The following is a 1,212-nucleotide window of genomic DNA, read 5'->3' as shown; positions in this document are numbered from 1 at the left end:
CATATAATATTGTATTGGAAAGTTGTCAGTTCCGTTATAATAAGATATAGGATAACCTCTAGCTCCGACGTTTCATATTAGCTTTTTTAATATATCAAGTAAAGTTCCTTTTTGATCTTTTGGATTTCCATCTATGTCAAATGCGATTTCCATATTATAGTTGTTTGGTTTTACTACATTATTTTATTTGGGTAAAGAATTGAAGAAACCTTTATCTATTTCTTCTATTATTTTATCAAGGTTTTCTAGCATATCAAAATACTGAGATATANNNNGTAGATCTATAGAAGATCCTTTAAGACGTGCAAATTGTTCAATAGCATCTAGTACTTTATCACTATTATTCTTATTGATAGTATAAAAGTAACGTTCTATTATATCTTTCTTATCTGCTATATATCTTGCTATTTCTCTTCTATCGTCATCTGAAAGATACAGCCATCTATCATCTATTGCAGTTGACGAAATGGATTCGTAGCCTTTTGAAATGTATCTTTTATTGTTGTCATGACCATATAATAATAATAATAATAAACATTTATAAATTTTACTTTATCACCTTTAAGATAGATTGCCTATAGTGTATGGTTTTAACTAAAGATTTACGTAATTAATAATTTACTTACAGATGAAAATAGTTTAAGCAAAATCCGCCGCGTGTGGGATTTGAACCCACGTCCCCTTTCGGGGATATGGTCTCCAGCCATACCCCTTGGTCCGCTCGGGCACCGCGGCATAAATGTCCCCCGCCCATCGTTACCAATACTCATCTTTTCATATTGGTTCGTCTAAGCGGGAGATACATATTTAATATAATTTAATATAAAAATATTTTTATGTTAACAAAAAATTTATTAGAAAAGATAAATCAAAAAATCAATCAAATAAAAAAAGATGAAGAAAATAATAAGGAAGAAAAAATTAATATTGAAAAATTAGATTTGGATAATATTGAGATAAAAGAAAAGAAAAAATATGGATTTATAGACTCTTCTCTTGTAAATGGTATTGTCGGACCTTATAGTTATGTATATTCAAGAGCAGTAATTGTTTCTGATGATATATATGAAAGTATAGAAGATATAGAATTTTTCGAAACATCTTTTTAAGATCGATGAATAATGAAAATTTCGACATTCAAGATATTTCAGAATTATTATCAAAAAATTTAGAATATAGATTGGCAAGAAAATATTCTGATGGATATAATAT

General features: G+C 28.1%; 1 protein-coding gene and 1 tRNA gene. One reads left to right on the top strand and one right to left on the bottom strand.

Annotated features, from left to right (window positions below):
* Nucleotides 1-651: 651 nt before the first annotated feature.
* Nucleotides 652-735, bottom strand: a tRNA-Ser gene (locus tag LUA84_RS03860).
* A gap of 101 nt (nt 736-836) precedes the next feature.
* On the opposite strand from LUA84_RS03860, the gene LUA84_RS03855 reads away from it, so the two are divergent.
* Entirely contained in the window at nt 837-1,109 is a 273-nt protein-coding gene (locus LUA84_RS03855; protein WP_231434520.1) for a hypothetical protein, read from the top strand.
* Nucleotides 1,110-1,212 lie beyond the last annotated feature (103 nt).

The sequence above is a fragment of the Candidatus Nanopusillus massiliensis genome (assembly GCF_920984865.1).
Note: the sequence above shows the minus strand (reverse complement) of the source record. Positions and strands in the feature narration are given on the sequence as shown.

Coding starts and splice junctions, on each gene's coding strand:
- LUA84_RS03855 (WP_231434520.1), top strand. CDS start 837: ATGTTAACAAAAAATTTATTAGAAAAGATAAATCAAAAAATCAATCAA.